The 25,486-nt window shown below is 34.2% G+C and carries 27 protein-coding genes; 3 read left to right on the top strand and 24 right to left on the bottom strand.

Going from position 1 to position 25,486, the window contains the following annotated elements:
- Positions 1 to 75: 75 nt before the first annotated feature.
- The 7 genes from ACH0AK_RS13795 to ACH0AK_RS13765 form a co-directional block, all read right to left on the bottom strand.
- Positions 76 to 2,313 (bottom strand): hypothetical protein, encoded by a 2,238-nt coding sequence (locus tag ACH0AK_RS13795; RefSeq protein ID WP_499797009.1) that lies wholly within the window; start codon positions 2,311 to 2,313, stop codon positions 76 to 78.
- 74 nt (positions 2,314 to 2,387) lie between these two features.
- Positions 2,388 to 2,660, bottom strand: a complete 273-nt coding sequence (locus tag ACH0AK_RS13790) for a hypothetical protein (protein WP_207700311.1) — start codon at positions 2,658 to 2,660, stop codon at positions 2,388 to 2,390.
- On the bottom strand, positions 2,657 to 2,926 hold the full coding sequence (locus tag ACH0AK_RS13785) for a DUF5415 family protein (RefSeq protein ID WP_499797008.1): 270 nt from the start codon (positions 2,924 to 2,926) through the stop codon (positions 2,657 to 2,659). Before ACH0AK_RS13785 ends, ACH0AK_RS13790 begins: the two co-directional genes overlap by 4 nt.
- A 16-nt stretch (positions 2,927 to 2,942) precedes the next feature.
- On the bottom strand, positions 2,943 to 3,617 hold the full coding sequence (locus tag ACH0AK_RS13780) for a class A sortase (RefSeq protein ID WP_499797007.1): 675 nt from the start codon (positions 3,615 to 3,617) through the stop codon (positions 2,943 to 2,945).
- Positions 3,618 to 3,696: 79 nt separating this feature from the next.
- A complete protein-coding gene (locus ACH0AK_RS13775; protein WP_499797006.1) occupies positions 3,697 to 8,064 on the bottom strand; it encodes a SpaA isopeptide-forming pilin-related protein in 4,368 nt (1,455 codons plus the stop codon).
- Between the two features lie 150 nt (positions 8,065 to 8,214).
- Positions 8,215 to 9,084, bottom strand: a complete 870-nt coding sequence (locus ACH0AK_RS13770; RefSeq protein WP_499797005.1) for a LysM peptidoglycan-binding domain-containing protein — start codon at positions 9,082 to 9,084, stop codon at positions 8,215 to 8,217.
- Between the two features lie 11 nt (positions 9,085 to 9,095).
- Complete coding sequence (locus ACH0AK_RS13765; protein ID WP_499797004.1) at positions 9,096 to 9,260, bottom strand: hypothetical protein; 165 nt, start codon at positions 9,258 to 9,260, stop codon at positions 9,096 to 9,098.
- A 142-nt stretch (positions 9,261 to 9,402) separates the two neighbouring features.
- On the opposite strand from ACH0AK_RS13765, the gene ACH0AK_RS13760 reads away from it, so the two are divergent.
- Positions 9,403 to 9,810 (top strand): hypothetical protein, encoded by a 408-nt coding sequence (locus ACH0AK_RS13760; protein WP_499797003.1) that lies wholly within the window; start codon positions 9,403 to 9,405, stop codon positions 9,808 to 9,810.
- Positions 9,811 to 10,248: 438 nt separating this feature from the next.
- On the opposite strand, the gene ACH0AK_RS13755 is transcribed toward ACH0AK_RS13760, so the two are convergent.
- Positions 10,249 to 10,686: a hypothetical protein gene (locus tag ACH0AK_RS13755; RefSeq protein WP_224434931.1), complete on the bottom strand. Its 438-nt coding sequence runs from the start codon at positions 10,684 to 10,686 to the stop codon at positions 10,249 to 10,251.
- 359 nt (positions 10,687 to 11,045) lie between these two features.
- Complete coding sequence (locus ACH0AK_RS13750) at positions 11,046 to 11,465, bottom strand: hypothetical protein (RefSeq protein ID WP_499797002.1); 420 nt, start codon at positions 11,463 to 11,465, stop codon at positions 11,046 to 11,048.
- 1,030 nt (positions 11,466 to 12,495) lie between these two features.
- Here ACH0AK_RS13750 and ACH0AK_RS13745 point away from each other — a divergent pair.
- Positions 12,496 to 13,458: a helix-turn-helix domain-containing protein gene (locus ACH0AK_RS13745; RefSeq protein ID WP_499797001.1), complete on the top strand. Its 963-nt coding sequence runs from the start codon at positions 12,496 to 12,498 to the stop codon at positions 13,456 to 13,458.
- 91 nt (positions 13,459 to 13,549) lie between these two features.
- On the opposite strand, the gene ACH0AK_RS13740 is transcribed toward ACH0AK_RS13745, so the two are convergent.
- From ACH0AK_RS13740 to ACH0AK_RS13690, 11 genes are all read right to left on the bottom strand, one after another.
- The gene (locus ACH0AK_RS13740; RefSeq protein ID WP_499797000.1) at positions 13,550 to 14,596 is read right to left on the bottom strand and encodes a replication initiator protein A; all 1,047 of its coding nucleotides are present in this window, start codon (positions 14,594 to 14,596) and stop codon (positions 13,550 to 13,552) included.
- 319 nt (positions 14,597 to 14,915) lie between these two features.
- Positions 14,916 to 15,323, bottom strand: a complete 408-nt coding sequence (locus tag ACH0AK_RS13735) for a hypothetical protein (RefSeq protein WP_142433693.1) — start codon at positions 15,321 to 15,323, stop codon at positions 14,916 to 14,918.
- A 17-nt stretch (positions 15,324 to 15,340) separates the two neighbouring features.
- Positions 15,341 to 16,159, bottom strand: a complete 819-nt coding sequence (locus tag ACH0AK_RS13730; RefSeq protein WP_153830638.1) for a ParA family protein — start codon at positions 16,157 to 16,159, stop codon at positions 15,341 to 15,343.
- A 342-nt stretch (positions 16,160 to 16,501) separates the two neighbouring features.
- Positions 16,502 to 16,795, bottom strand: coding sequence for a type III secretion system protein PrgN (locus ACH0AK_RS13725; protein WP_499796999.1), 294 nt, complete (start codon positions 16,793 to 16,795; stop codon positions 16,502 to 16,504).
- 129 nt (positions 16,796 to 16,924) lie between these two features.
- Positions 16,925 to 17,746, bottom strand: coding sequence for a hypothetical protein (locus tag ACH0AK_RS13720; RefSeq protein WP_499796998.1), 822 nt, complete (start codon positions 17,744 to 17,746; stop codon positions 16,925 to 16,927).
- Between the two features lie 246 nt (positions 17,747 to 17,992).
- A complete protein-coding gene (locus ACH0AK_RS13715) occupies positions 17,993 to 18,175 on the bottom strand; it encodes a hypothetical protein (protein WP_499797024.1) in 183 nt (60 codons plus the stop codon).
- Positions 18,172 to 18,519: a hypothetical protein gene (locus tag ACH0AK_RS13710; protein ID WP_062806309.1), complete on the bottom strand. Its 348-nt coding sequence runs from the start codon at positions 18,517 to 18,519 to the stop codon at positions 18,172 to 18,174. The genes ACH0AK_RS13715 and ACH0AK_RS13710 overlap by 4 nt, the downstream gene beginning before the upstream one ends.
- Complete coding sequence (locus ACH0AK_RS13705) at positions 18,512 to 19,837, bottom strand: Y-family DNA polymerase (protein WP_499796997.1); 1,326 nt, start codon at positions 19,835 to 19,837, stop codon at positions 18,512 to 18,514. Before ACH0AK_RS13705 ends, ACH0AK_RS13710 begins: the two co-directional genes overlap by 8 nt.
- Before the next feature lie 109 nt (positions 19,838 to 19,946).
- The gene (locus tag ACH0AK_RS13700; protein ID WP_108146546.1) at positions 19,947 to 20,150 is read right to left on the bottom strand and encodes a DNA helicase UvrA; all 204 of its coding nucleotides are present in this window, start codon (positions 20,148 to 20,150) and stop codon (positions 19,947 to 19,949) included.
- Between the two features lie 383 nt (positions 20,151 to 20,533).
- A complete protein-coding gene (locus ACH0AK_RS13695; protein WP_219842351.1) occupies positions 20,534 to 20,620 on the bottom strand; it encodes a putative holin-like toxin in 87 nt (28 codons plus the stop codon).
- Between the two features lie 242 nt (positions 20,621 to 20,862).
- Complete coding sequence (locus tag ACH0AK_RS13690) at positions 20,863 to 21,213, bottom strand: hypothetical protein (RefSeq protein ID WP_499796996.1); 351 nt, start codon at positions 21,211 to 21,213, stop codon at positions 20,863 to 20,865.
- A gap of 223 nt (positions 21,214 to 21,436) precedes the next feature.
- Between ACH0AK_RS13690 and ACH0AK_RS13685 the strand changes: the two genes are divergently transcribed.
- Complete coding sequence (locus ACH0AK_RS13685; RefSeq protein ID WP_499796995.1) at positions 21,437 to 22,036, top strand: recombinase family protein; 600 nt, start codon at positions 21,437 to 21,439, stop codon at positions 22,034 to 22,036.
- A gap of 180 nt (positions 22,037 to 22,216) precedes the next feature.
- Here the strand turns inward: ACH0AK_RS13685 and ACH0AK_RS13680 are convergent, their stop codons facing one another.
- Genes ACH0AK_RS13680 through ACH0AK_RS13665 form a run of 4 tightly spaced genes read right to left on the bottom strand, consistent with a single transcriptional unit; the run spans position 22,217 to position 25,453 of the window.
- Entirely contained in the window at positions 22,217 to 22,450 is a 234-nt protein-coding gene (locus tag ACH0AK_RS13680; protein ID WP_002299564.1) for a hypothetical protein, read from the bottom strand.
- 51 nt (positions 22,451 to 22,501) lie between these two features.
- Entirely contained in the window at positions 22,502 to 23,713 is a 1,212-nt protein-coding gene (locus ACH0AK_RS13675; protein WP_499796994.1) for an alpha/beta hydrolase family protein, read from the bottom strand.
- Between the two features lie 11 nt (positions 23,714 to 23,724).
- Positions 23,725 to 24,531 (bottom strand): ABC transporter permease, encoded by an 807-nt coding sequence (locus ACH0AK_RS13670; protein ID WP_499796993.1) that lies wholly within the window; start codon positions 24,529 to 24,531, stop codon positions 23,725 to 23,727.
- Position 24,532: 1 nt separating this feature from the next.
- Positions 24,533 to 25,453, bottom strand: a complete 921-nt coding sequence (locus ACH0AK_RS13665) for an ABC transporter ATP-binding protein (protein ID WP_499796992.1) — start codon at positions 25,451 to 25,453, stop codon at positions 24,533 to 24,535.
- Between the last annotated feature and the right edge of the window lie 33 nt (positions 25,454 to 25,486).

Below are 25,486 nucleotides of genomic sequence, written 5' to 3'. Positions count from 1 at the left end.
TCTCCTTTTTTCAGTGAAAAGACAACAAAAAAAGCAGTCTATAGTTAGATTGCTTTTTACAAATGATTGATTTGTCTAATCTTTTAATAGTAAATTCGCTTCTCCTGGATAGTTTTCTTGATATAAAACCAATGCGAGCTTTTCTTTCTGAATAGCTGGTAGTTTTTTGAGTGTATCCAAATCATTTTCTCGATAACGCTCAAAAATTTCTTTACTGTCACCGTTCAAGATAGCCACCTCTAACAACTGTAACTTATCAGTGGTCGGATACACCTCTAGATATTCGTTCAGACGGCTTTTATCTCCTTGCGCAAGCAAATAATCGACAATGTCTTTTTTCTTCTCTGGGAACGTTTCTGCAGCTTCTAAGTACTGGTTTTCGATCAAATAATCTTCAAACGTTTGTGGTGCTGTTTCGGCTGTACTTTGTGTGGTCTGAACCGATTTTTCTATTACTCCCATTAAGCGTTGCTCCATTTCACTTGTCTTTTTTTGAATCACTTGTGTCGTTTGTTCTTGCGCAGCATAGACATTGTGAATCGTATATAGTAAGGTGCCAATGCCACCGATTGTTACAAAAGTAACCGTAGCGACAAAGAATCCTTTCCACCAAGTATTTTTTGGTTGCTGAGTTGAATTAGACTCTGTTGGTTGAGAACCAGTAGCCGGAGGATTTATCTGAAAAGCTTTTATTGTTTCAAGTAGTTGGGCTTGTTGCGCAACAAGAAGATCATGGTTTTGTTTTTCCATACGTTTGGTGGTATCCACGGTTTCATGGATCGCTTTTTCTTCCAATGCAACTTTCTTCTCTTGAATCTCAATTTCGCGCGCTTTAAGTTTCAACTCTTCGTTTTCCTTTCTATTTATTTCCTCTTCCCGCTGCATCTCTAACCATCGTTGATACTTTTGTTCAAACCTTGGTTGTTCGTCTTCTAAGCGTTTTTTAAGCGCATTTAGATAATTCCCTTCATTCTGCTTAGTATTTGTCAAGGTTTCTGTCACGACCTGACGCATGCTCTCAAATTGAGCGATCTTGAAAGTTTCTAAAGCTTGAAGATTTTCCATCTCGATTTTTTGAGTCGCTTTCTTTTTAAACTTCTGAATATTTATCTGTGCTTCTTGTTCAATTTTTTCTTGAATCTCATTTTCAAGTTGCATTTTTTCAGTCGCATAGTTGTTGTTAACACTAGTCATTTCTTGGCTATGTTTTAATTTCAATTGTGCAAGTTCTTTCTCTTGTTTCACTCTTAGTTGATCGATTGTTTGCTTGTGTCTTCCCGAAATCGTTTGGATTCTTATAGTCAGCTCTTGTTGCCAGTGACTTTCGATATTCGCTTTAATAGTGGAGATTTCTTCTTTCAAAAATGATGGATCAGTTTGCTTTATCTGTCGTTCATACTGTTCAGTCAATGTTAAAATAGCTGTATTTAACAAATTACTTTTCGTCTCTACCAAGCTAGAAATGAGGGACGAATAAAAATCTTTTGTAAAAGATTTTTCAATAAATTCTTTTTGCTTCTTTTCAATAAATGTTGCCGGTTCCGTCAAATTGAATTCCGATAATACGTGGGATACCCCATTCTTAATACGTCCGTCCATCTGATTGATTAGCTCATCTAGTTCTTGGATAATAGGCACTTGTTCAATCGATACGTATTCCTGCAAAGAAGGAAGTTTGGGTTTATTTTTTTCTTGAGAATCTGTTTCCACTTTTTTATCAACTGGTTCTTTTTTATTAACTTTCAAATCTTCAGTTTCTTCCACTGGTTGTAGCAAGAGTTCCTTTTCTGTTTCCTCGCCCTCTTCATAATCTGGTACGTAGCTTGATTCATCTACTTCGATTAGTTCATTCACCACTTCAGATTGTTCTTCTTCAGCAGGTTCTTCCGTCGCATCTTCTTTTTTCTTAAACGGAAGTTTTGAGCTAATTGTTGAGAAAAAGTTACTCTTTGTTACTTCTGTATCCGTTGATTCTATTGTAATAGGTTCAGTAAATGATAAGTTGATCTCGTTTTCCATAATTTCTAAAGAAATACGTAGATTTTCATCAGCTGTGTTTCGAATTTCCTTGATTAAGTCCTGGTTAATCAAATCCGATAAGGTGTACCCTTCTTCATACGAAATATCAAATTGAATCTCTTGTAAGTTTTCTTGGTTCTGTACCAAAAGGGTTATTTCACCTTCATAGCCCTCTTCTTCAATCACTTGGAAATACAAATCTTGCGCTTGAGGCAGATATAGCCATTTTTTCAATGGGAGTACTTTCTGTTTTTTTATTGTCTTAGGTACCTTAACAAACTTTAGTAAATACATTTTTTCTCCTTTCTTTCCTGTACTTGCCAATAATTAAATAAACCAGCTAAGTTAAACACTTAGCCGGTTTACTTTTAGAATCTCGCTGTACTTGTCATCCAGTTAATAACAGTAGTGACTCCTGCGATAACGCCCACACTAACAAAGATTTTGAACAGCTTCGTTTTAGCGACATCGGCAAATTTATCCGAGTACATGTACATAAACATGGCTGCTATTGCCATCACCGCCGCTACTGCTGGGGCTAATGTCTGTGCTGCTGAGACGACTGAATTTAGAGAGTTGACCAAATTTGAGATTAAATCGTTCTGAGGTAATACGACAAGGCTTAAAACTGTTGATTTCATGTGTATTCGACTCCTTCTTGTTCTATATTTTTATTTGATTCTCTGGTATTCTTTTCTTTTTTCCGACGTTCCTTTAAATCAGTGGTAATCACTTCTAATGCTCCTTCTTCAACTATTGAATGTTCCCACTGGAGATTTTTGCCTTCCATAATCTCTAGTTTTTTCGTTGTTACGATTTCTTTTTTCCACTGATTAAAGTTCATGCCTTTTTCTTCTAATAGTTCTTTTGCGGATTCTACAATCAGACTTGTTTTTTTGGCGGCCATATTTATCACTCCTTAATTACTCAATCGGTTCAGCACGAACCATTAACCGATAATCTGTTTCCACTCGGCTACCGTCACACGTCAACAAAGTTAAATAGTGGGGATCTTCCGGATTATCTAACATATATTCTCCTTCCGATTGGTGTATGACTTTGCTCTCAATGACTCTATACGTCGCTTGCTTGTCAAAATACGTTAAGTGGATCTCGTCACCTATAGAGACTTGTTTCAATCCTCCTAGTAGAAGCCCACTATTCGTCATATAGTGTCCTAATAGAGCAAAATTCCCTTTTCCGATGGCTTGATTCGGTTTTACCGTACCAATGCCAACGCTAATATTTGCTTGAGTGATTCCTTCTAGTACCGGTAATTTCAACTCAATTGAAGGAATTTCAATCATTCCAACACCAAATCTAGAAATTTGAGTTTGAACATTTACATTCAATGTTCTTGGTTCTAGCGTCTCTACATCCATACCCGAATAATCTGCCGGTCTAGGCTTAATCTCGTCTTTATTTTCCATCGCTGTCAACGCTTCAACCTGTATTTCTGCGATACTTTTTTCAAACGATCGTTGCTGTAAATATCCAAGCAAGAAGAACATAGACACAAAAAGAAAGACACTAGCAGACCCTGCGGCTATTAGAATTCGTTTCTTCCTTTTTGCTCTCGATCGTCCGATTTTGATCACTTTTTTCTTCTTAACATCGCTCACCTCCTAATTGAAAAAGGTAAAACTGATAATCAGCTTTACCTTTAAATCAAGTATTTTATTTGAACAACATTGAAAATGCTTCTTGAATCCATGTCCCTGTAGTTACACTGCCTGCTTGTGGAATTGCAGGTACTTCTTCAGTTGGTTTTACGAAACTAACAGTTTGTTCTTTATTTTTTAAATCAAAGTGATCACTCACAAGGTCTGTTAGCTCTTCATCACTATATACCATGTGAGTAGCTACCAACTCGTCTCCGTCATTCATCGTGTTCGCTGGAATCATTACATCAAAGAGAAGTTCCTGTTCTTCTTCTCCTGTTGAGACAAAGGAAGAAATACCTTTATCAACCACTTCCCCAGTCGCTCCATTAATAAATTGCGTCACGACAAAGTATTCATGTCCTTCTTTTCCACCCAAAGTCCAAGCGTAATCCGTCAATTTGTTATCAACGGTTGGATCGACCACTTTTGAACCAGTTTCAGTTTCTGCAAAAAGTGTTTCGATTTCAAGATCCAAGCGGTTGTTTTCAACTTCAAAAATAATAGTTTCACCATTATTTTCAGCCGAGATCTCAAAATCGTACTCTTCGTCATTTTCGTGGTACCACTCAAGTGGTTTTGTTTCGACTAGTACATATTGGCCGGTAGGTAAATCTTCAATGGCAATTTCACCATTTTCATCTGTGACATAGGTCCCAATTACTGTCCGTGTTTCTTCTGTATCTCTTACATCGTCTGTAAACGTTTCTGTATCAGATTCTTCAGTACCGTCTTCTTCTGGTGCTTGTTCCTCTTCACCTGTAGTTCCTTCGTCCTCTGATTCTGAGTCGATTTGTTTGAACTCCCCAATGCGAATCAAATCGAATTCAACACCTTGCAGTGCTTTTTGATCCATGGCGTCCGTCTTGATCACTTTTACATTGGCACGTGCCAGTTTGTTTAAAATCACATCAGACTCTTCTTCAGTATCTTCTTGTTCTACTTCTCCAGTCTCGTTTGAATCGTTGTCTTGCTCTTCAGAGACAACAGTGTCTGCTTCTGGATTTTCTGAATCATTTTCGTTTTCTCGGTCAGCTTCAGTATCTATTTCTTCATTGTTTTCATCTTCTTCAGCTGGTTCTTCTTCATTTGGCTGCTCCGAATCTTCTTTCGGTTCTTCCATTTCTGTTTGTTTAGCTGAAACATGAATATCGTGTGTTTGTTCATTCGTTTCTGGCTCATAAGTGAAGTAGTATTTTTCTTCATTCAATACATGATCAGAACCTGCATCCACTTCTTGAATGTACATTTGAATCGTCTGATTTGGTAATTTCAAACCTTCAAACGCAATTACACCCTCTTTTACGACGGTATAAGCCAACGTCGTGTCCTCTTCTAGCACAGACTCTCCGATTGTCAGTCCTTTTGCCAATCGCAAAGCAAATACTTGACCATTGTTCGCTGCTTCGACATCGATCACTGCTTGACCATCTGTCCAATCAACGACTACTTCTTGATCCTTTTGACCGTAAATATTGATTTCCTGTAAGAAATTATCTACATCGACTTCACTAGTCGAAACTTCTACTTCTTGCCCTGCGTACTCAATCGAAAATGGTACTGGTTCTTCTAGCATAGCTACGCCTGCAGGCGCACCGATTTCTACTAGATAGTAGCTTCCAATATAGAGAAATGCTGGTGAAGTAGCAGATCCGTCCTCAGTGGTTTCAAGGATATAATCTTCGCCATCAAATTGAATTGTTTCTCCTTGTTTAAAGCGAACAGTTCCATCCGGTGTCACAACGTCCTCAGCCGCTTCGATCTTGAATCGGAATCCTTTTCCTTTTAATTGATCAAAATCAAATTGAGTATACTCACCATATTCAGAATTATTTATACTTGTTTGAATAGCAGTTTCTACACTTTTATTGACAGTGACTAATCCTTTTTGTGGATCATTTTTAACATGAAGTGTGATTACCCCATTCGCATTATCACCAGTAACTGAAAATACGACCGGTTCTGTTGGTAAAATATACCCTTCTGGGGCGCGGATTTCTCTTAATTCATAGCGATCTTCTCCAAATGCTAACATTTCAGAAGTAACGATTTCTCCTTCATCATTGGTAACAAACGTATCAGTCAATTCCAATGAATTATTCTCACGCATGCTTACATAAGCACCCTCACCATCGTTACCCCAACGATCCCAAATCTTAAAGCTAGTTCCTGATAAAGGAATTCGTTCACCTGTTTCAGCATCTTCTTTTAAGATACGTAAACGTGCTTCAATAATTCGATCTTCTAACAAATAAAAATGCACATAGCCATCTTCAGTGATTGTTACCTCAAAGGGTTCAATCAGTAAATAGCCAGGCGCACCTTTTGTTTCTTCTACGGTATACGTGTCATACGGCAAGTCTCCAATATGAAAATATCCTTTTTTATCAGTCGTTGCAGTATATTTTAATCCTGTTGTTTTCGAAGTTGCTGTTAGCTCAACTCCTTCAAGTGGGGGTTTAATATCTTGATTCGTTGTTTTAGATGATTTCTCCTCTTCTTTTTGACCCAAGCGGAAAAATGAACGAATATTCCCCATTATTGACGGTGTTAAGTCTTTTGATCCAAATTTATAGCCTTCGATTCCGCCCTTAATCACTCGATCGTTGACTGTCTTACTATGAATAGCGACTGTCTCATTCTGTCCTGCATAGGTCAACTGAACTTCGTGTGTTTCTGGATCAAGGTTGTACCCTTCAGGTGCTTCTACTTCTTTTAGGTAGTACGTTCCAAGTTTCAGTCCTTTAATCTCTGCCTGTGAAAGACCGTCAACATCATCCAAAGTTAATATCGCAATCGATTTGCCTTCTGAATCTGTTAATTCATATTTAGCACCAAAAAGTGTAGCTGCACCTTGTGGTTTGTTTCCAGTTTCTTCATCTTCTTTAATAACTGTAAGATTTGCGAGTTGTTCTTTATTATTAAATCGAAGAGTGGTTGTTTCATTCGCTCGTATAGTTAAGGTTTGAGGTTGTGCATTCAAGATATAGCCATGTGGCGCTCGAATCTCTTCGATGGTTACTTTTGTATCAACTAAAAGATTCTCCCACCGTGCCTTTCCATCTGCTCCTGTTGTTAATTCTTTCGTTTGCCCAGTTGAAGTTGTAAAACGATACGTTGCATTAGCTAAAGGTTTTCCAGTATCTTCATCCACTTTTAATACTTCAGCGTGACCTTCTTTTAAAACTTCAATATTTAAATTCACAGTTATTGGATCATCAACATGCAATACACTTACCCTTTGTCCGTTACCTACTCGATAGGCTAATGCAGCACTAGCAAACTCATTAGGTATTCTTGCAATAGATACGATACCATTTTTATTTGAATTGGCGTTTGCCGTGATATGCAGTCTATTACCTTCTTGTCGAAGTGTTACATTTGCTGTATTCGTAAGATTATTCATAGCATAATTTGCAAATACGCCATTTGTATCATTGATTGTAACCGTTTCTCCAACTTTGACAGTTACTTTTTGATTATGGAAACTTGGTCGAGTATTATATTTTGATATTTCTGTTTCCACGGATTGTTTACGTGTCCCGTAATTAGAAACTGTGGTGGACAATGTTTCGCCTCCAAATGCTTCCCAAAGCATTTGTTGAACAGCAACATATTGTGTATCTGATTTATCTGAATTTCCATACCAACCAAAATAAGCAATCAAGGATAATCGTTCTCTTAATTGTGGATTTGAAATGATTTGTGTTACGTTTTCTTGCGATGCTCCACTACCTAAGACAATGGGAACACCTTCCTCAATACAAAAAGCAATCTGTCCTGTTTCTCTTATTCGAAACATATAGAACTTATCATGCAAAAAGTTGGTCCCGTTTGGAATATTTCGCCATACACGATGTTCAATCGTACGAACATTTTCTATAGTAAACCCTGTAGATCGAGTAAAATTTCTTTTTAAACGGGTATATTCTTCTGATTTTTTCAACATTTCATTTTGTTCGCTAGTGCTCTTAGCATGTTCACGAATATAATCTAACGTATATTTCGCATCGAACTCACCAGTAATTTCTTCTTCAACTTGGTCAATTGGTTGGACATCAGTACCTGAAGGTAAAATAAAAAGCGAATTACCTATTGTTTCAACAACGGGCAATTCACTCTCTTCAGGACTATCATTTGCTCGCGCATTTTCCGACTGGACAGTTCCTTGTTTTATTGTATTTGATAGTATTGAGTTGTTCTTAAGAACTTTTTTCAATTCAATTTTATCTTGTTCAAGTTCTTCATCTTTCGCATCCACTTGGCTTATTTTAAACTCTTCTATATGATCAGCAATAGCCATGCTTGGTGCAATAATCAACTGCCCTATAATTATAAACAAAGCAACTATATTAAGGCTTCTTTTAAACATCTTTGCTTTCAATAATTCCCCTCCTAAAATTTCTAATAATAAGGAAAATTAATGATACAGGGTGCCCGAATCACAAGGCATTCACTTCCTTTCTTAGCCTAGAAAAAACAAAGAAGCGATTCAAGATTATAATCTTAAATCGCTTCTAGATAATTAATTATATTAATAAAAATCTACTGAATAGCTTAAAACCTCTCCATTTGACCAAACTAAAGGTTTAGAAGTAGAACGCATACCAAACCATTGACTATCGGGATTCATAACTTGTGCTAACCCCCATTCAGCTGCTTCGATGTTCGTCTTGAACTCCATGCCACTATTACCTAGTGGCGTTACACGATATAATTCTTCTTCTGGACCAGTTTCGTTTCCTCCTGAACCATTATCCCCACCTGTTGGCGGTGTTGTTTCTGTACCCCCACCAGAAGAACCGTTATCGCCACCAGTTGGTGGTGTTACTGTATTTCCTCCGCCTGTTGAGCCATTGTCTCCTGTTGCTGGCGGTGTGACTGTACCTCCGCCTCCTGTAGAACCGTTGTCAGCGCCAGTTGGTGGTGTTACTGTATTTCCTCCGCCTACTGAGCCACTATCTCCTGTTACTGGAGGTGTCACTGCTTGTGAACCTTGACTATTATCAGAGCCAGTTGTCGGTGCTTGCCCAATTGGTTGACTTGGATCTATTTTATCTTCGTCTTTAACAACAGATTGCGCAATGGTTTCTCCTTGAGGATTTTGAACAGTGACTACATTACCTTCAAATACAAGTTTATTTCCTGCATAAATTAAATCTACATTTGCAATTGAATTTCTTTCTGCCAATGCCTTCACTGTCATGTTTGTGGCTTCTCCGATACCACTTAGAGTATCACCAGTGACGATCGTGTATTCTTTACCGTCTGTTTTTGCGATATCTGCTTTAATTTGTTCGACCGAACGTGGTGTCCATTCTGCGGCCTCTGCATTTTCCGTATGAATGGCTAACGCCATCCCTCCAACTGTTACTCCGACTGCTAACACTTTTAATAGTTTCATATATTCTCTCCTCATTCAGAATTTTTTATTTTATCATATTCAGCTTTTATCAATGCTTCTACCACGATACGCTGAGATATTTTAACTGGGATTACTTGGTCTTTAGACCAATGTTCTTGTATTTCCTTTAACATGTGAATTGTTTCTTCGCTTACACGTACACTTGGTGTCGCCATAATATTTCCTCCTAAGGCTAAATTCACTATACCACACTTTTGAGTGCAACACAAACTCAAAGTGAGTTCAAATAGTGAAATAGGTATTTTTATTTTTCATTCCCTTGTATTATACTAAATAAATAAAAAAAAGGAGGAACCGATGAAAAAGTATATATTCTACCTTTTACCTATTTGTTTTCTTACTTTAGCTGGAGGATTCTTGTATCAATCGAATCAAATTAGATCTGAAAATGTCACTCAAGAGGAATTTTCTAATACATCTCCTAGATCCCCCTTTGAACAACTTCAATATGCAATCAAGTCCGATCTTACTGACTTAGGTGAAGCAATGATCACCTTTGTTCATTTTGAAGACGTCAATCAGGCTATTCTTGCGATAGGTGACGAAGAAATTCATTTCCCGATATCTGTCACAAACATTGATAAAAATCAATTTGAATTACTTGAATTAAATGGTAGTCCTTCTACTCTAACGATTGGCTCAACGTTTGGACTAGCTCAGGATAAGAATCAGCAACATTATTATTATCCATTAGAAAACGAATGATGCCTAGCCTAATAGTTGCCAGGGATCGCGTCCCTCTTAAAAAGAACGCTTAGGGTTGAAATATTTCAAGAGTAAAGTGTTGAGACTTTCAAAAGGGTATTCTTAAACTAATAAACTAAAAATTGGAGTTTGGATTTAAAGATCTCCCTGGCAACTATTAAGCTAGGATTCACTTAAATTAAAATAACTATAAATTAAGCATATCAAACCAAATAATTTTCGCCAAACGATAACCTGTGTTTTTTCATACAATTTTAATAAAACGATTGATTAATATAGACCAATTAACATTTTACTTGATAAAAACAATTTAATATTGGATTTAATTGTAAATAAATTCAAACCATTTTTTTTAAGATAACATTTTTAAATATATTAAAAATGAAAGTTCTTTACTTAGCAAAATAATTCACAATTTTCAAAGGAAAATCTGTCTTTTTAGTAATTCCGAAACATTTCTTCGGAAATAATTCCTGAAAGTTGGTTATGCTGTTTTCGTTGATGATAAGACTGGGTGATTCTTTCTCGATCGACAACGAAATAAATCCCTGCTTTCGACCGAACAATCTTTGCTACTGGCACTTCTTTCACTAGTCGCCCTTCTTCCAAATTATTCACGATTCTCAATGAATGGATATATCGTAAATGGATCAATTGCTTTTGGTATAAAGGGGTATTATGGACAACAGTATTCGTGACAATATATGCTCGTTCGCCTGGTAACACTTCATCATGTTTGAACTGGATATTACTTGCAAATAAATCTTCTTGTCCGATCACAAACTCCAAATCCTTCTTCTCTAACAATAGTTCTTCCAATTGGAACAACCGTTTCTTTTTATCTTTATTTCTCTTCTTTGCGGTAGCTTTTGGCATATATTTTCCCCTTTCGTATTGATATTACTCATAGCAAAAACGTCTTATATTTGCTAATTTTTGTAGAACCATTATTCGCAAGACTTTTACAACCGGAGAAGTCTAACTCCTAGGAAGGCAGGATATTCGCTCCTTATCTTTCAGATAAATCTTCGCAAATCCTTCCATGATTCTGGCACACCCATCTAGCTGGGTAACGGTCACTGAACCCTTTAGTAGCCATGCTGATTAGTTCAGAGGGGCGGTTCTACTCGCCCTATTCAATTTTATTTGTTGGTTGTTCGTCATCAACACCCAACAAGAATTTAAGATTTTATTGCTAAAAAATTAGCAAATATAAGACGTTTTTGTTTGAGTAATTATTTTTTTATTAGTTCGCCTGAATCATTAGAATACCAATGCGTGATCATTTGACGAGCAAATTCTTGATCCTCTTGCTCCTCGATTGCTTGATAGATTTTAAGTGCTGCTTTTTTTGGATCAGCTCTTTTATAACGAAAAATGTCATTTGCTTTAATTGTTTTTAAAGGCAGATTTGTTTGAATTCTTCTTGCAAGGATACTGCCTTTCTTATCGAAAACTAATTTAATTTGATCAAACAGCTCTTCTGTCGACCTTTCTCCAAAGTTTACCTCATAAGGTTTACCACCTTCATAAAAAATTGAGAATCTTAGAGCTTTCTCGTTATTGATTTTCCACCGTTGTCCATTAAAAAGCTGAACTATCACTCCCTTTGTTTCTAGTAAGTCAATCAATCTAACCACATAGCCTTTTGTCATCATCTTCAGATCCTTTCAAGTAGTTAATTTTAAAATAAAGGCAAACAAAAAGGAGGCATTCCACATGCGTGAAATCCCTCCTCAAAGATTGTAGTTGTCGACAACGCCCTATAACAGCTAATTTGATCCTCGTTTTACACGCACTCCCCCACTGAATCAAACATGTAAAAAAACGAATCGTATTAGTCCAAGGCCATACACATACGTCCTCACTCATCTTCTGAAAATCACCTTTTCAAACTGTCTTATAAAAAAAGATTTTAAAAAATAAGTAAAAACGAATGAATACCCCTTAGTTGTTTGTTATAATAGCAACGTTGTAGACATCGTCTACAATTATCAAGGAGCAATCCATTCAACATGCGACAATGTTGTTTGGACCCTTTGACTCTCAACGACCTTCAAACTGATTGGCGTCAGTATGAAGCGAGAGAGCAAAAGGTGCTCCTTTTTGTTTGCCTTCATTTCAAGAACTAGACTAAAATGTCTAGTTACTTTTCGACAAACAAAAACTAGTACTTTATTTAATTCCTTTTAACGATAACATGCTTCTTATCCCTCTTGCAACAATAAATTATCCTAAATCTATTTAGACACTACTCCCTTTGAAGAAAAATATCCTTTGATAAATCCCACTAATCCTTTATTTAATTTAAGAAATAAACGCATACCTAAAGGTTTTCTAACTAGAAATAATTTGTCTTAATAGTTATTCTAATTTATACTAAATTTAGACAATTTACCTAAAAAAAAGATAATAAAAAGTTTCACATGATTCTTTAAATAAATTGGTCTATTCGTTTATTTGGGATAAAAATAACTTTCTAAGGACGTGTTACTTGTGCGTCACGTGGATCAATTGGAAATGGAAACATAGTATTTCTCCTCCTTTTTTTTATTACTGTACAGCTTTTAATATTGACGTCAAATAAATCATACAACAAGTTTTTACAAAAATCTCCAAAAAACTGCTGACTTGTGAATTTCACAAATGGCCATTTTTTTGTTGACATTACTGAAAGGAAATGTTATGAACATTCATTTACTTATACGAAGACTACGTATTAAACAAGGTGTGAAGCAATCTGAAATTGCAAAAGGGATTATGGACACCTCTGCTTATTCAAGATTTGAAAGAGGTGAACGTGCGTTAACTTCAACCGAATTAGAGTTGATCATGTGCCGACTCAATGCCCATATAACGGATCTTAGCGACATCGAAAATATGGAAAATGCTGTCGCAGCAAAAATTAGAGAACTTACTCAAAAATCGATCACCAATGAGGTGGATTTAGACGAATTAAAAGAATTATACGATATTGCTAAGGCAGAGAAAGATCAATCCTTGCGATCTTACCGCAGTTTTTTATATATTAAACATCAATTTGAACAAACTGCACCATTCATTGAACCAATTATATCTGCAGAAATGGACAGACTTTTTGATCAAATACAAAGTAAAAACTATTTAACAAACTATTATCTCCAACTGATTGCAGATTTTACCCCTAAGTTTAAAATTGATCACTTAAAATTTTTTCTAGAAACTTTAAAAGATTATGAAGTAGATCATATCAGTTCAATTGATTGTCAATATTTACACGTACTTCCTGCCGCAATCTCTAACATAACCGATTCGTTGATTGATCATGCTGTTTTAGACAAAACCAATATTGATTTTGAATTATTAGCTAAGGCAGAAGAAAGTTGTGACAAACTCGGAGAAATTCTATCCTCTCGCCCAGTATTTAATTTCAGCTTATTATTTACTTTATTTAGAATTCGAATTGAATATTACAAAGCTTTGACTTCAGGCGAAAAAGAAGTCGCTATAAAAAAAGCTATAAACTACAAAAAAGACATAGAATTCATTGTTAACTTGAAAGACTATCACGGTGAAAAAATTAGAACCACAGCTGATATTGCGTTGTATAGTTTGAACAATTTAATCACTTCTGGAACACCTGGTGCAGTAGCCTATTTTATAGATTAGCTCTTTTTAGTTGATCACTTAATTTTCAACTAAAAAGACACGTCAGCTACGCTGAGACACACCTAGACACTTTCCCTAGTCACGACTGATCTTAACCTTCGTTGAGCCAATCATGCAAAGGGACTTTCGGTAATTCTTCGCTTGATTCAGCTTGTTGTTTTGCAGCAATCGGATTTTCCATAAACCAGTTCTTAACGTAAACAAAGATTAGATTTTGAATATTTTCAACTTTTTCTGTTTTCTGTTTTTGATAAGCTTTCAACAGAGTTTGATATAATTCTTGTTCGGCATTAAGCCCATAAATATCTAGATCCTCAAAAATAATTTTAGTTTGAGCGTCTTTTTCTGCTTTTGCTTTTGCGTTATGGATTGTCTGAACGGTTTTTTGAGCTTCATTGTAACTTGACGAGAATGTTTTAATCAAACTTAGTACTCGGTCAGGGACAAAGGTAGCAATGCTATTGTCTTTCATGATCGTTTCAAAATTATCAAGCAATAATTGATCTTGTAGGTGGTCTTTCTCAGTGTCTAGATTGTGTCTATTAGTGTCTAAGTTATTATTATTAAGTTCTTTGGCAGATTTTGCTAGTCCGCTATTATCAAGGGATTGAGAGCTTTTCGAGTGGGTAGCAAATTCTGCTAGTCCGCTATTATCAAGGGATTCGGAAGTTTTCGCTTCTTTAGACTGGGTAGCAAATTCTGCTAGTCCGCTATTATCAAGGGTTTGATCATAATTTTCTCTTTTCTGCATTAAATATACATCTTGATTTGATACTTCTAGTTCAGCTAAATAGAGTCTATTTTTTTCATTTTTACCAGTAGTTTTGTTGAATCCCATAGGCACTTGTTTTAGAAGGCCAAAATCTTCTAATTCTTTTTTTATGCTTGTAATACGTCGTTCGCTGCAATTCATCATATTGGCTAACTCTTTTCCAGTAAATTCGAAATAGAGATTCCCTTGCTCGTCAATTTGATTTTTTATTATAGCAAGTTCACTTCTTGCTTTTAATAGCATATATGCAATTTTTGCACCTTCCGACAATTCTTTATAAGTATCACTTTCAATAAAGACTTTTGGGTATTGATAGTATAATTCGTTATAAGCACGATTTGCTTTTAAATAATTAAAAGTACTCATTGTTTGCCTTCTTTCTTAAAAATTTATATATCAATTCTCGATTTTCAACAATTGAACTATATCACGTATTTAGACTTAATAAAACAACTACCGCATTTAAAGTATAAGTTATACATTAAAAAAATAAGTATAAGTTATACTTTAAATACAAATAATGTATAACTTATACTTTAAATATAATTATGATAATGCTGATTTAATAGCTAATATATTGGTGGACAATTAACTTATACTTTAAATATATAATGTATAACTTATACTTTAATTGTTGTTTTTATGGTATAAGTTATACTTTAATTTGAAGTTACAAGATGAAAAATTATTTTGGTAGCTTATCAAATTCTTCTTGTATTTCTTCTTTTATATGTTCTTCTTTTGCTACTCCTAGTCTATGCTGGATATATGAATCTGCTAATGTATTCACGATTTTTTCAAAAGAAATTCGTCCTTTTTCACTTTGCAACTCTGTCATATAATCTTGTAAAATTGATAGTTTACTATTTAATGCTGGAGAGATCTTTTTGGGAACTGATACTTTATTTCTTGTATCAGTAATTGAAACTGGTCGGCCTCTTTTTTTAAAAGATATATTTTTTGTGTTACTCAATGCACTATTACTAAAGTTAAATTCACCGGATATATTTACGTCTTGTCGTTTGTTATTTGGTAATAAAGGTTCAAACTCACCATTTTTCATTGTTTTAGGAATATCAAAGTCTTTAGGCATTACCTATACAACTCCTTTTATTTATTTAAAAACTCTTGTCTGGCATCCAGTTCTGCCAAAATATTTATAAATACTTGGTGTGCTTTATAATCCCATTGATCAAAATTTCCATTTTTATATTTCCTTAATTGTATGCCAATTTTAGAGTATCTTCTCAATCTCTTTTGATAGTGAATAAGATTTTTGGATACCACAGTTCCGTATTTTTCGATTGCTTCTTCTAATATTTCTTTATCAAAATCATCATTTGGTTCTACCATACAAGGTACAATATCTATAATTTGTAAATTAAGATTATATCTATCGACCATGAATTTTTGATAATTTACATATTTGTTAACTCCTTCCAAAGATTCTTCGGCTGTCTGAAATGAAATTATCGAATAGTCTGACGCTGCCATAGCATTATCGGAAAACTCGCTAATTGTCGGTGGAACATCAATAAATATTTCTTGATAGTTGTTCTTTATTGGTAGAAGTAATTTTTTTAAGACTGTAACTTGATCTAATTCATTTTCATGTTTGTTCGCAAAAGAAGAGAACGATCGAAAACTTGTGTCACATGCTAGTAAATCAAGGTTTTCATTTATATTAATAATACTACTTGCTAATTCTCCCTTTGCAATACCAGTTGTTATAGTAGTGTTGATAGTGGTTATACCAAAAGTTCTTGCAATAACTTGTGTTAAGTTTGCTTGTGGATCTAAATCTATAATGAGTGTTTTTCTATTTCTTATAATTGCATTGTCATAAGCAAGCATGCTGACAATCTTAGTTTTACCAACGCCGCCTTTGAAATTGCCAACTGTAAATGTAGTTCCTTGAAAATTATCCATATAAATCCTCCTAAGCCTTAATTGATATTTAAAGTATAACTTAAATATCAATTAAGGTCAACAATAAAAGTATAAGTTAAATATTGATGTATAAGAACGCTGAAATATAGGTAAAAAAAATTATAAGCTGTACTTTTTTGTTAAAGGTATAAGTTATACTTTTAATCATTAAGGTATAACTTATACCTTAATGATTTGGTCAAATATAAATTTTTAATCTATTTGTGTCTTTAATTTTCGCTGCTGATTTGAAGTAAATTGATTTATAGTTTCATAAATTTATATAAATATAAAAATATAAAATTTTCTATCCTTTTTAAATACGAAAAAGAAACATATTTATTATTCAATATGTTTCTTTTTCTTTTTCCCTGTACTAATCAAATAAGCATCATAATCTTCTTGAAGTAGTAGTAGTTTATCATACAGATCAGACATGTTTAAGCTTGCCGCAAGCCCTAAATCATAAATGAAACCTACAGGTAGTGATTCAACTCGTCGATTCCGTGTGATCCAACTAGCAACAGTACCTTGACTATAGCCATAAGACTCACAAAATTGATCGACAGTAACTCCTAGATACTTGATAATAAATACGTTGATTGGGTGGGAATAAACAAAGGTATTTCGAGACATGGTGGGTGAGCCTACCTCTCTTACTATTATTGCGTTCGCAATAATATATTAACGTTTATAACATGCTATTGTCTACTTTTTTTATTCATTGGGGCTAATCCCTAAATAAGCTTAATCCTTATTACTTTTCTATTCTTTCTTCATCCATACTAATGATTCGTCTTCTACAAAATATTCGCTAAATTCTTGTTCACTAATGACTATGAACGTGCCTGGGAAGAGCTTCAGAAGGACTTGTCCGTACTCTAACGCAATCATGCCACGCGCTGTTTCAAAAGCTACTTTCCCATTTTTTGAGAATTTCTTTGTTTTTTTAATTTCCGTATTCCCACAAAAAGTGACCAAACAGCTGTATTGCTCTTTAGTATACTTCAAATATTCAAATGGTTTTTCATTAAAACAATTCCCTGTCGCTTTTATTCTCGTTTGCTGTTTTTCTGCTAATAACCAACTTTTCTTAGTCGAATGCTCTTGCAAGCGTGCTTCTACTGAAATAATCGAGCCATCTTCTTGTTCTAAATAAATAGAAGAATAATAATCCTTAGAGATAGGAACTGCCTTGCTTAATTCTGAAATCTGTCTCCCTAATAAACGACAACCCGTTTCCTGGGCGAACGTATAAACCAAATATTCTGAACCATCTTTGAACAAGAAAGAATAGACTTGATACACTTTTTTTGGCTTCGCCTTTTCCTTTTTGGGGACTGCGGCCAACTGTTGAATCACTGGTTGTTTCACTTCGTGTGTTTTTTCATACTGCATTAATTGTTTTAAAGTAGGCTGTAGCTTATCTTGGATTTCTTGATACTTCTCACAGTATAGACAATAACGATCCTTCCCGATCGGATGAAACAAATCCGGATCAGACTTATGTTTCTTTTTGATTTCTTGCAATTTCTCCTCGTAAAAATATTTCATTGTCAGCATTTGTTTGTACTCTGATCGATTCAATTCTTTTACTCCTTTTGTATATTATCTACACATAATAATTTTTTTCTTCAAATAGCTTTCTATTTATTCTATCACACATCAATTCTCTTTATTTTCAGTAGAAAAGGGATCACTGAAACAACTAAACAGAAAATAGCGTTAGATTTTGGAAAGGGTGATTTAGCATCTATTCGACTTTCCTTACCGCTATTTTCTGTACAGATGATCCAGTGATCCCTAAAAAGCCTTTTTGCTCCCAGTACTTCTCTAACTTTCTTCATACGGCGCAATATAATAGTAGAAACTATGATACCCTGCGCTAGCTTCCACATAAAAGGTAAAGCATTCAACGCCAACCTCGTTAATCAATTGTTGCCCATATCCCCAAATTTTCTCTAGTAATTCTTCATAGCAAATATAGCGCCATTCGTACTGCTGAATGATATTCATAGCTGACTCCATTTATCTAACTCCTGGATTTCAATGTGGCGAATTTCATCGTAATGGACCTTATGTTCTCCAATAAAAATACCTAGTTCATCATAACCATGAATTTCTCCCTTAATATCATCCGGATAGTAGCCTTCAGTATCACGTTCTTCCTTTTGGATACAAACAACTTTTCTTTTCAGGACAGCAGCGTTCAATACTTCCGTAATCTCTTCAGTCGTCATTTGTTCTTTGGCCAAGTTTTGATTTGCACGCTGCTCGACGTCGGCATCGATCTTTTCTGTGTGATCTGAAAGATAAAAGCCTGCCCATTTCAAACGTCCTCGATCGTTATATTCAATCATTATTAAGCCCTCCATTGCCCCCAGCATGTCCACCAACCAATGTACTTCTAGTAATACTACGTGCGCCTTCTAACTTAGAAGAAGCGTGTACAATCGACGTAAATCCATATTTCTGTCGGATCTTGTCGATAATCTTATCTAGTTTTTCTTCATTAATCTGTTGTTGTGGATCACTAAACAAATCAAGCTGAAGCGAATCGGTATAAACGAGCTTACTATACGTAATTCCAACGTGCCTTACTTCTTGTCCTTCATAATATTTGTTGAATAGATACAGGCAGTAGTACTGAAGCTCTTTCGTATTATCAGTGAGTGGGATTTTCATTTGGTGCGAAAACCCTGACTTTGATTCCAGAATCGACGTACCTATATACAAGCGAACACAACCAGTCTTGCACTTATGCTGCCGAATACGTGCAGCCACTTGTTCTGCCATTTCCTTCACCACGATCTCAACTTCTTCTTTCCTCGTGTAGTCCTTCGGTAGCACCTGAGAATTCCCATAAGATTTCTCTTTGGTTGGTTCTGGCGGTTCTGCGATATCTGTCCGATCAATCCCATTCGCATGAAAATAGAGCTGTAGTCCAATAACCCCTAGTTGCCTCTTAAGCGCGTATGGGTCCCAATTGGCTAAATCTTTAATACTCAGAATCCCCATATGGTTCAATCTTTTTTTCATGCGTGATCCGATACCCCAAAAGTCCGTCATTTCTTTAATCGTCCAAATTTTTTCTGGCACATTTTGATACGTCCATTCCGCAACAAATCCTTTATTATGCTTAGCTTCATTATCTAAGGCAAGTTTAGCCAAAAGTGGATTATCACCGGCACCGACAGTTGCAATCAAACCAGTTTGACGGTAAACGTGTAACTGTATCTGTCTTGCGAGCTGTTTTCTTCTCTCACTTCTTGTACCACGTGTTGTAAATAAGTTCAGCGATTTTGTTACCTTTAGAATCGACTCATCGATCGAATAAATCAATAAGTCCTCATCTGCGACGTACTGACGAAAAATACTATTTACTTCCATATTTTTTTTGATATATAGGTTCATTCTTGGCGGAACAATGTGTAATTCTTTAGGCAAAGGATAAGGTAGATCACGAGGTCTACTAACGTTTGTGATTCCATATTTACTTTTGGCAGTTGGTGACGCTGCTAAAGTAAGTCCTGACCCTGTATTATCTGCTCGACTCATCACAACTAAAGCAGTTGTTAATGGATTTAAATTTCTTTCTACACACTCAACACTCGCATAAAACGACTTCATATCAATTAAGTAGTAATCATTTACTGGTTCATTTGAGTAATCAAGCATAATAATCTCCCCCATTTCAATTCGATTATACAAACATATGTTCGTTTCTGTAAAGGGGAACATTCTAAAATAACAAAAAAGTCAGACTAATTGTCTGACTATAATAAACCTACTTATTTTTTTCATTTAGCAATTGGAAGTCTTGATCAACGAATTGGTAACAATTCCCACAATTTTTACATTGATATTGTTTCGTTTGAATATTTTGCTGAATCAGCTCACCGCAAGCACAATCGATCGATACAGCCGTTCTTCGTTCTAATCCATATAATGGACGTCCCCAAAAAGTATAGCCTAATTGTTGTTCTTTCATTTACTTCGTTCCCCCCTAAAAATATGTCTATTCGTAGCTGGTATGACGCTTCGTTCGACTAATGATACCTCTTAACGTGTGAATCTGACCTTAGAATGCTCGTACGAACATCGGCTTTTTGTTTTTCTTCCTTTTTACTATAATACATCTTCATTTATAGATTTCAATGCTGATTATTTTAGAAAAATCCTAGTTTTTTTGACTATAGTGACATTACTTATAAAAATTCAACGTATTTGCAACTTTCACTTTGCTTTGCTATAATTAAGACAACAAAAGGAGCTATGCGCGAACATAACTCCTGTGTAGAACCGTTAAAAAGACGGTGACTGAAATAAATAATTTTTTTCAAACCATCTACTCTCGGTCAAAGTGTTAGATGGTTATTTTTTTTGGTCTTTATGGTCAATAATCAGCAAAACTAATGTCGCAAAAGCGATCATCAGTTGAATTGCTTCAAAAGTTGACACGTGCCTACTCCCTTCTAGGGATAAAGCTATGAACCATAGGCATCACCCCTTTTTAAAGAGATTAGCCACCATCTTTTCACTTTTCTACCTCACGATTATACCATATTCAAACGGCATAAATCCTACTATCTTTCACATCTTCTTTTGCCAGTAAGTACTGAGCTTCCCACTTTCAATTTTTGAGGAAATTTATTTTTAATTATAGCCTTTTTCAAATATAAACTAGAAGTGCTGTCCTCATATTATTTATTTGATTCTTTCTCTTTTAAGTAATTTAATACTTCATATTCTTCAACATGTTTCCTTACAAAAGAATTATAAGCTGAAACACCTAAAACTATAGCAATGAATGTTAGTATCGAATAACTAGCAATATTCCAATTGCCATAAAATATTGCTGGTAACACTTTTTGTGGAAGACCTAGTACAAAAAATGAAATATAACAGATCATAAATACATTTAATAAGCTTTTTTTTCTATCTAATTCAACTTTTTTTTCTGCAATTATGACATTCAAGTCACTAGTTTCCATACTCATAATTTTATTATAGTATTGCTGCATATTTTGATTTGAAAATTTAGTTTCTTCCATAAGAATTCCTTTCTTGCAAAATTATATTTCTTGTATGACATATTTTTATCCTCTAAACCATAGTATAGTTTACTACTTATAATACCCTATATCTTGTATTGTACCAAACAATGGTAATTTTAAGTGTACCCTAAATAGACACGAATATAACATTGAAAAATATGGTTTTCCAATGTATGATTAGGGTGTGTTTTATATAGTTCGAGAAAGCAGGTAAAAATTATTGAAAATTGCATATATCCGAGTTTCATCGATCGATCAAAATGAACAACGACAAATTGAAGAAATGAAAAAGTTTGGTGCTGAAAAAATTTTCATCGAGAAACAGTCTGGAGCGACTATTAGTCATCGGCCAATTTTCCAGGAAGCTTTAGATTTTGTCAGAGAGCAAGATATTTTTATTGTGGAAGCCATCGATCGACTTGGACGCAATTATGACGAGATTATCGATTCAGTTAATTACCTAAAGAAGAAAAATGTGCGACTCATTATCAGCAGTTTGCCGATTATGGCTGAAGCAATCGGAAATCCTCTCCTGGATAAATTCATCAAAGACTTAATCATTCAAATCTTAGCCATGATTGCTGAACAAGAGCGTACTGAATCTAAACGACGCCAGGCACAAGGAATTAAGATTGCTAAAGCGAATGGCGTTTATAAAGGACGTCCTAAGTTATACAGCGCAGACACAAAAGATCCCCAACGTCGCCTTGTTTATAAAAGCATCGTTGAAGATCTTAATAAGGGAATTGCTATTTCAAAGATTGCAAAAAATTATAACATTACTAGACAAACAGTTTATAGAATAAAAAACGATTTGTAAGTATGGTAAGGAAACAATTTAATAGGCCCACTTTATTCTTAAATATTTAAAAACACAATAAATTAAACTTCAACTTGGCAAATAAATCAGATTATTTAAATATACTTGATTGACTTAAAAATGCTATTAGCAAAATAATATCCCTCTACATAAACAAAGTAGAGAGATATGGAAATATTTTTATATTGGGGCATGACATCTTTGACTGTGAGCACCCGATAAAGCTCCTTCAACTAACTGACTCGAAAACCCTAGTTTATTCAAGCCTTCGCTATCTTTTGCCAACATCACAGTTCTTTCTTTACCTTGTACATTGTATTTATCCAAGACACTTTGAGGACTATCCATAAATTCACCGACAACATCCATATTTCCCTGCAAATCTGCAACCAGTTTCTTCAATTCTTTAGACATAATACTGCACCTCCGTAAATTTTATAATTATATGATAACATTCATCAATAATCACTTCAATAATCTGACTATTCTTTTATTTCTGATTTTTTCTTTTTTTATATTTACTTCATAATGAGAAAAACCATCTAGCACTGTCAAATGCATTCCATTGTGTTTTTTTACAAAATAGTTAATTTGTGCAATCGGACAAGTTTTATCTTCACTTCCATGAAGAAACCTTATAGGTAATAATTCTTTCATTGCCAGATTTTTTTCTGGAGAAAATTTCCTATAATCAGAAAAATACTTTTCAATAAGATTTCTCGAATCTGAACAAAGATACATATAAAATAAATTTGTGAATCCACTAACAGAGACTATTCTTGCTATACTAAAATTAATAAATTGAGAGAGACAGATTGCGATATAAGCTCCATAACTCTCACCATATATTTTTATTTTAAATCCTTGAGAATCATAATAGCTAACTACAGATTTTACAGCTTCAATATCAACAACACCTCCGTTACCTATTAACTCATTTTCATATTTTTGGGAATATCCTGTACTTCCAGGGAAATTTACTAAACAAATATTATTGAAATTATGATAGAAATCAAAGATTAAATCTAAGTATTCATGATTATAGTGATATTTAGGCCCTCCATGCAAACATATCAAAAGTGTATCGTCATCTCTATTAATGTGAGTTAAACAAGGAATTTTTTTTTCACCAATTATTTGATGTTCAAAGAAAGAAAGGGGGAAAGTAAGTTGACTAGTCATCTTTAAATAATTTAATTCTCTTTCAGGAATACTGTAATAAACTAGCATTGAGCTATTCAAAGTTGAACTACATAAAAGAATCAATGTTTTGCTATCAAGAAAATAACAATTTTTTACAATAAAATGTAATGGAATATTTAATTTGTCTTGGTTTACAAATACAATATTGCCTCCTCTATCATTCGTAACAGATAAACTCAAATTTTTATAAGTATCATACAACAGAGTATTATAATCAATTGATCTGACGTTATTTAAGAACCCAGAGGCATTACAATTAGGCACATAAAAATGTTTCACTTGATTTTTTTCTTTATAGATAAGCTTTCCTTTTTTTATACCTATTGGCACTACCATAAAAGATCTTTCACATATCATATCTTTCTTTTCAAATGGATACAGCGAATAATAAAGTCTATAATTACCTGTTTTACTTAGCATATTTGCAATTATACATTTACGATCATTAGTAAAAAAAATGCTTAGGATTCTCACTCAATCACCTTCTATCGTTCTGTTAGCACTAAACTCATCTTGGAAACAGCAAATGACGAAATACTTATCATAATCAATGTAGCTAAAAATACTAAAACGATGATTAATAAACTATTTGCTGGTGTAGCAAATACTATAGACCTTATTGCATACAGTTGATAAGTTAACGGATTAAAATAACCGATAACTTTAATAAATGTAGGAACATTTGTAATTAAATAAAATGCAGGAGCTGTAAACCCTAATGGAGTAATAATAAACGAAATAATTGAATCTCTTCGCTGATAATCATTAATTTTCATCGTAATTAACGCGGCTATGGATGTCCAAAAATACAAGACAATTATCACAACTATTATCCCTGCCAAATAATTGATTAGACCAATTGAGCTTCCAAACAAAGTAGCTATGATATAAAGTACACTAGACTGAATACATATGCCTATAGTAGGATACATACTCATTCCTATAATGTAATAAAATGGTGAAACTCCACTTTGACGTTTCAAAGCTAATAGACCATATCTTTTATCTATAGTAATTCGATAAATTGTTTGAGTCATTTGTGAAATAATCAATATTCCCAAAATCCCAGTTAAAGCATAATCGGCATAAGAAATTGTTTTCCCCTCATAGGCAATATTTGTAACAAAACTATTGATACCTAAGACAATAAAAATATAGTACAAGATCGGTTGAACCAATTGTGATATGATCAATCCTTTGTTTCTAAGAAACGCATTTAGCTCATTTTTTATAATGATTTTTAATCCCTTTATTCCTAAATAATGTTGCTCCCTAAATTGACTTGGCATCATTTTAAAGACCCCCTTCTCTATAATGAATGTATAAGTCTCTTAATGACATAGTTTCCTTAACAATTTCATCTATTCTAAAGAATTCTTTTGTATCCATAAACAATTGTGTTAAATCACTTTCCTGATTTAATATAAATCTATACTGAAAGTTGTCTAAACCTGTCACAGCAATACCTTTTTCATTTAACTTATGAATAATTTCTTCATCAATTGATCTATCAGTAGTAATCTTGTAACTTTTTTTAGGCGCGTTTTCAATCAAGAAATTTTTTAGATCCCCCGAGTATAAAACCCTTCCTTTATCTATCAAAACTAAATTATCACAAAATTCTTCTAATAAATGTAAGTCATGTGACGACACAAAAACTGATTTCCCTTTAGCTGCTTCTTTTTTTAAAAATGACAACAACCGATTAGATGTTTCTGCATCTAGTCCTGTTGTTGGCTCATCTAACAAATAGAAGTCAGGCTGGTGAACAATGGAGCGTGCAATTTGAACACGTTGTTGCTGTCCCCCAGATAGTGCATCTACAGGTTTATTTTTTAAATCCGATATACTTAATAAATCTAAGGCTTTTTCGGTCAATAATTTCCCTGTTTTTGCATCTATTCCTGCTAATTGACTGCCTAAGTAAACGTTATCCCACACATTTGTGTACCAATCCATCACCTGAGTCTGCGGTGAAAAACCTATAGTTGCAAATAATCGTTTTTCTATAAAATCTTGATTAAATTTTACTGAACCCGTCGTCGGAGTTTGAATCCCAGCAATAATATTGAATAAGCTTGATTTACCTGCTCCATTATGCCCAACTAATGCTACTATTTCACCGGTAAATATGGAAAGATTAATGTCTTTTATCGCAAATTTTTCTTCATATTTTAGACTTAAATCTTTTATATCTAATATATTTTTTTTCATTACTAAACTCCTTTTCTAAGGTATAATTAATTA

Origin of the sequence: Enterococcus pernyi, assembly GCF_045371165.1 — a bacterium.
GTDB lineage: Bacteria > Bacillota > Bacilli > Lactobacillales > Enterococcaceae > Enterococcus_B > Enterococcus_B pernyi.
Note: the sequence above shows the minus strand (reverse complement) of the source record. Positions and strands in the feature narration are given on the sequence as shown.